The organism is Nocardioides sp., from assembly GCF_050699375.1.
GTDB lineage: Bacteria > Actinomycetota > Actinomycetes > Propionibacteriales > Nocardioidaceae > Nocardioides.
Map to the genome: position 1 here is coordinate 1 of NZ_JBOHDN010000117.1, position 4,921 is coordinate 4,921.

A 4,921-nucleotide genomic window follows, 5' to 3' on the forward strand; every position below is an offset into this window, starting at 1 on the left:
GAGGCGGTGCGGGACGCATTGGTCGACGTCGAGCGCTACCCACAGTGGTGGCCACAGGTGCGGGCGGTGGCGAAGCTCGGCGACGACGACGCGCTGCTGGTGTGCCGCTCGGCGCTGCCCTATGACCTGGAGATCGTGCTGCACGCGGTCAGCCGTGAGCTGCCGGTGCTGGAGGTCGGTCTCGGCGGCGACCTGGACGGCTTCGCGCGCTGGACGCTGACGCCGGCCGAGCACGGGTGCCGGATGGTGTTCGAGCAGGAGGTCGTCGTACGTGGCCTGCTCGGACTGGCGTCCACCCTGCTGCGGCCGGTGCTGAGGTGGAACCATCAGCAGATGATGCTCGGTTGCAGACAAGGGCTGGCCGCGTCCGGCCACTAGGGTGAGCCCGGTGACCACGAACGAATCGGAGATGTCCCTGGAACAGCGGCTCCGGGAGGCGATGATCGCGTGCGGCGACACGGTGTTCACGCCGTCGACGAGCCCGGCCGAGGCCTTCGACGGGCTCGCGGAGGCATGCCGCGAGCTGGGCATCGAGCAGTGGGACGTCTACGCGGAGCGCGGACCGGTGGCGCGGCTGGAGGAAGAGGTCGGCGAGCTGCTCGGCAAGCCGGCGGCGTACTTTCCCTCGGGGACGATGGCCCAGCAGATCGCGCTGCGGATCCACGCCGACGATGCCGGCAGCCGGCGGGTCGCGATGCCCGATCTCTCGCACCTGCTCGTCCATGAGGACGATGGGCCCCGGATCCTCCAGGACCTGCGGATCGAGCACCTCACCACGGGGCGTACGACGCCGACGAAGGCACACCTGGACGCCATCCCGGGCCCGTTGGCGGCGTGTCTGGTCGAGCTGCCGTTGCGCGACGCGGGTTGTCTGCTGCCGACCTTTGACGAGCTCGCCGAGCTTGCCGAGGCGTGTCGGGAGCGTGGCGTCGCGCTACATCTCGACGGCGCCCGGATCTGGGAGTCGCAGCAGTGGTTCGGCAAGCCGCTGGCCGACATCGCCGGGCTCGCCGACACCGTCTACGTCAGCTTCTACAAGGGTCTGGGCGGGCTCGCCGGCGCCGCGCTGCTCGGCGACGACGACTTCATCGCGCAGGCCCGGCTGTGGCGCCACCGGATGGGTGGCACGCTCTTTCGTTCCACCGCTGAGGCCGTCGCCGCCCTGGTCGGCCTGCGGGACCGGCTTCCGCGCATCGCCGACTATGCGACGTGGGGGCGCGCCCTCGCAGCCGCGCTGCCGGCGTACATCACCGTCCAGCCGCCGGTGCCGCACACCAACACCTTCCTCCTGTACGCAGCAGGGGACCCGGACGAGGTCAACAACCGTCTCCTGGCCTCGATGAGCGAGCACTCGCTCGCGTTCAGCAGACCATGGTCGGCGACCGAGGAACCGGGACGTGTGATGACCGAGATGACGGTGGGCCACGGCGCGCTCGGGCTGGACCCCTCGATCATCGCCGGCCACCTGGCCGCGATCGTGGACTGAGCATCTGGGCTGAGGTCGAGCCTCAGCGCAGGGCCGAGCCCTTCTGGTACTCGGCCCAGGACAGGTTCCAGTCGCCGAAGCCGTTGGACCACTCCATGGGCCGGTCGGTACCGGTGGTCTCGACGACGTCGCCGACCCTGGCGAGACCGTAGAGCCAGGCGCCGTTGGCCGTCGAGATGCCGGTGCAGCCGTGGGAGACGTTGGCGTAGCCCTGGGAGCCGGTCGACCACGGCGCGGCGTGGATGAACTCGCCGGAGTTGGTGATGCGCATGGCGTACTCGACGTCGTCGAGGTCGTAGTAGTCGGCCGAGCCCTGGTCGGAGATGCCGATCGTCTCGGACCTCATCTCCTTGACCCGGTGCTTCTCGGAGATGACCTTGATCCCGGACCGGGTGGTGAAGCCCGGCTTGCCGGTGGTGACCGGGATGGTGCGCAGCAGCTTGCCGTTGCTGAACACCTTCATCTGGTGGGAGGCCGCGTTGATCTTGATGATGTGGGCGTCGCCGACCTTGTAGGTCGCGGTGCGGTCGTGCTGTCCGTAGACGCCGCCGCCGGCGGAGGCGCCGTTGAGGTCGAGATCGACCTTGATGGTGGTGCCGGGGGTCCAGTACTTCTGCGGGCGGAAGCGCGCCTCCTTGTCGGAGACCCAGTACCACGACCCGGCCTGGGCCGGGGTGGAGGTGACGTGCATCCGCTTCTCGAACGCGGCGTGGTCCTTGACCGGGACGTCGAAGTAGACGGCCACGGGCATGCCGACGCCCACCTCGGTGCCGTCGACGGGGACGACGGTGGCGAAGGTCTGCTGGGCCAGGGTGAGCGAGCGTGTGGTGAACGTGCTCGTCACGGTGCCGGTCTCACCGGTCGCGGTGACCGTGTAGCGCAGGCCCGGATCGAGCAGCTCGTTGGCCTTCCATGCCTTCTTGTCCGCCGACAGCGACCCCGGGACGGTGTGTCCGTCGGGCTTGGCGACCTTCACGCCCGTGAACTCACCGGAGGTGGCGCTCACCGTGACCGTGCTGTCGACCGGGACGTCCTTGGCCTTGTCGGCGGGGGAGATGTCGGCGGCGAGGGGCTGCGCCGAGGGCTCGGCCGACTGGCTCCCGGATGCGCTCTCGGGCCGTTCGGGCACCTCGGCGCAGCCGGAGAGCGCGCTGAGCGCCACCAGGAGCATGGATGCCACGACGACAGGGAGAGGACGAACCCGCATGGGATAACTATGCGACAGGTGGGCAAGCGAATACTCGCGTGTCCATGAGGTTGCTGCGCGTGTCGTGCGGTGGACCGCGTGCGGAGCATGGCTGTTGCCGCGCTGTGGGCGCTGCCGCGTACGGTATCTGCCGATGAGTGACACTCGCGTCGAGGCGGCGTACGCCGGGGCTCTGGCCGCCTTCAGGAACCCGATGCTCGACCTGCTCCATGGCCGGTTCGCGCCCTTCGTGGTCGCGGTGCTCTCGGTGACCTTCACCTCCGAGCGGGCGGCCGTGCCGGTCGCGGACGCGCACGCCGAGATCGGCGACATGCTCGACCAGCTGCGCGCCGCGGGCTATGCCGAGGGCGAAGCGGGCGAGGTCCTCCTCCCGGTCGGCACCGCGCGCGACGTGTGCCGCCAGTGGGTGCGCGCCGGGTGGCTGCTGCGCCAGATCGAGGGTGTGGAGGAGGTCTACCGGCTCTCTGCGCACGCGGTGGGCGCGCTGGAGGTCGCCGGGAGGGCGAGCGGTTCGCGGGCACGGGTCTCGGAGTCGCGCGTGCGCACGTTGCTCGAGACGGTCGAGCGGCTCGCACTCGATGCCGACCCCGACGTGCTGACCCGGGTGGCGCGGCTGACCGAGGAGATCGCCCAGCGGCGCGCCGAGATCGCCCGACTGGACCGCACCGGCGTCGTCGACACCGTCGACGACGACACCCTGCTGGAGCAGGCCGAGAACATCCTGCACCTGACCCGTGAGCTGCCCGCCGACTTCGCGCGCGTTGTCGAGTCGATCCGGGCGATGCAGCGTGACGTGGTGACCGACCTGCGTCAGGACGTACGTCCGGCCGGCGAGGTCCTGCGCGAGTATCTGCAGCGGGGCAAGGACGTGATGGCCGCGACGCCGGAGGGCAAGGCGTTCGCCGGCGCACTGCGGATGATCGGTGACCCCCGCCGGCTCGATGACCTGGCCACCAACCTGCGTACGGTGCTGCGCCACCGGTTCACCAGGCAGATGAGCCCACCCGAGCGGGCCGAGCTCGCCGCGGTCGGGCGCCGGATCGAGGCCGGTGTCGCGGAGGTGCTGGCAGCTCAGCAGACCGCCTCGCACGTGATCACCACCCAGGTGCGCACCCACGACCCGGCTCGTGACCGGCAGGTCGACGACCTGCTGCGCGATGTGATGTCCGGCTTCCAGGCGTGGATGCCGGACTCGAGGGCCTCCGACGTGGTCGAGCCGCTGCGCCGGCTGCCCAACGCCAACCTTGCCCACCTGCGGCAGTCGCTGAGCGAGCTGCGCCCTCCGGAGCCGCCGGAGGCCCTGACCCAGCGCGGCGACCTCACCGGCGCCGTGGAGGACACCCGTGCCTGGGGCGGACCGAGCTACCGCGCGTTGGAGGCCCACCTCGATGCGTACGCAGCGGCTCGGGCGACCACCGACGACGACAGCTTCGACGTGGCCGAGGTCTTCGAGGCGGCTCCGGAGGAGATCCGGCGGCCCGTCGACCTGCTGGGGCTGCTCGAGATCGCGCACCGGCTCGGGATGAGCGAGACCGGCGAGATCTCGACGGTGGAGGCGGTGCGGGCCGACGGCGTACGTCGGAGTTTCGCCTTCGGCGCGGTGACGGCCCCGATGAAGGCGTCGATGACGAACGAGAACGATGAGGACGACGATGACTGAGACGACGGCCGCACCCGCCTACGGCGGGGACGAGGAGGCCGGCTTCATCGAGCCGGTCTCGATGGAGGACGATCCCACCGAGCTCTTCGCCGGCGACGGCGGGCTCCTCGACGCCGACGTACGCCGGGTGCTGGTGCGACTGCTGCGCGGCCGGTTCCTCTCCGCGGAGCGCAACCCGGCCGAGTGGCGGACCCTGCTGGAGCACCAGCAGACGCTGGAGTCGCGGCTGCACGACCTCTTCATCAGGCTGGTCGTCGACCACGACCGCGGGATCGCCTTCAAGCGGCAGGTGCGCTCGGACGAGCTCAACGTCCCGATCCTGCTCAAGGACGAGGCCTACTCCCGGGCCGAGACCCTCGTGCTCGTCTACCTGCGCACCATCTTCCAGCGCGAGCGGGTGGCGGGGGAGACCTCGGTGCGCGTCGACGTGGAGGAGCTGGAGCAGAACGTGCTCACCTACTTCGACCTCACCGGCGGCAACGCGGCCGCGCTCAAGGAGGTCCAACGGGCGATCACGCGGCTCGACAAGGAGGGCCTGATCGAGCTGGAGTCCGAGGGCCGCTACCGG

General features: G+C 70.4%; 5 protein-coding genes. 4 read left to right on the forward strand and 1 reads right to left on the reverse strand.

The window, feature by feature from the left end:
• Positions 1–378 (forward strand): SRPBCC family protein (locus ACRDPS_RS08340; RefSeq protein ID WP_431501161.1); only part of this gene is annotated, 378 nt, incomplete at its 5' end.
• A gap of 10 nt (positions 379–388) precedes the next feature.
• Entirely contained in the window at positions 389–1,486 is a 1,098-nt protein-coding gene (locus tag ACRDPS_RS08345) for a threonine aldolase family protein (protein ID WP_431501162.1), read from the forward strand.
• Between the two features lie 22 nt (positions 1,487–1,508).
• Here the strand turns inward: ACRDPS_RS08345 and ACRDPS_RS08350 are convergent, their stop codons facing one another.
• Positions 1,509–2,693, reverse strand: coding sequence for an Ig-like domain-containing protein (locus ACRDPS_RS08350; protein ID WP_431501163.1), 1,185 nt, complete (start codon positions 2,691–2,693; stop codon positions 1,509–1,511).
• 133 nt (positions 2,694–2,826) lie between these two features.
• Here ACRDPS_RS08350 and ACRDPS_RS08355 point away from each other — a divergent pair, with 133 nt between their 5' ends.
• Both ACRDPS_RS08355 and ACRDPS_RS08360 read left to right on the forward strand, forming a co-directional pair.
• Positions 2,827–4,353, forward strand: coding sequence for a DUF3375 domain-containing protein (locus tag ACRDPS_RS08355; RefSeq protein ID WP_431501164.1), 1,527 nt, complete (start codon positions 2,827–2,829; stop codon positions 4,351–4,353).
• Positions 4,346–4,921 (forward strand): DUF4194 domain-containing protein (locus ACRDPS_RS08360; protein ID WP_431501165.1); only part of this gene is annotated, 576 nt, incomplete at its 3' end. The genes ACRDPS_RS08355 and ACRDPS_RS08360, both read left to right, overlap by 8 nt.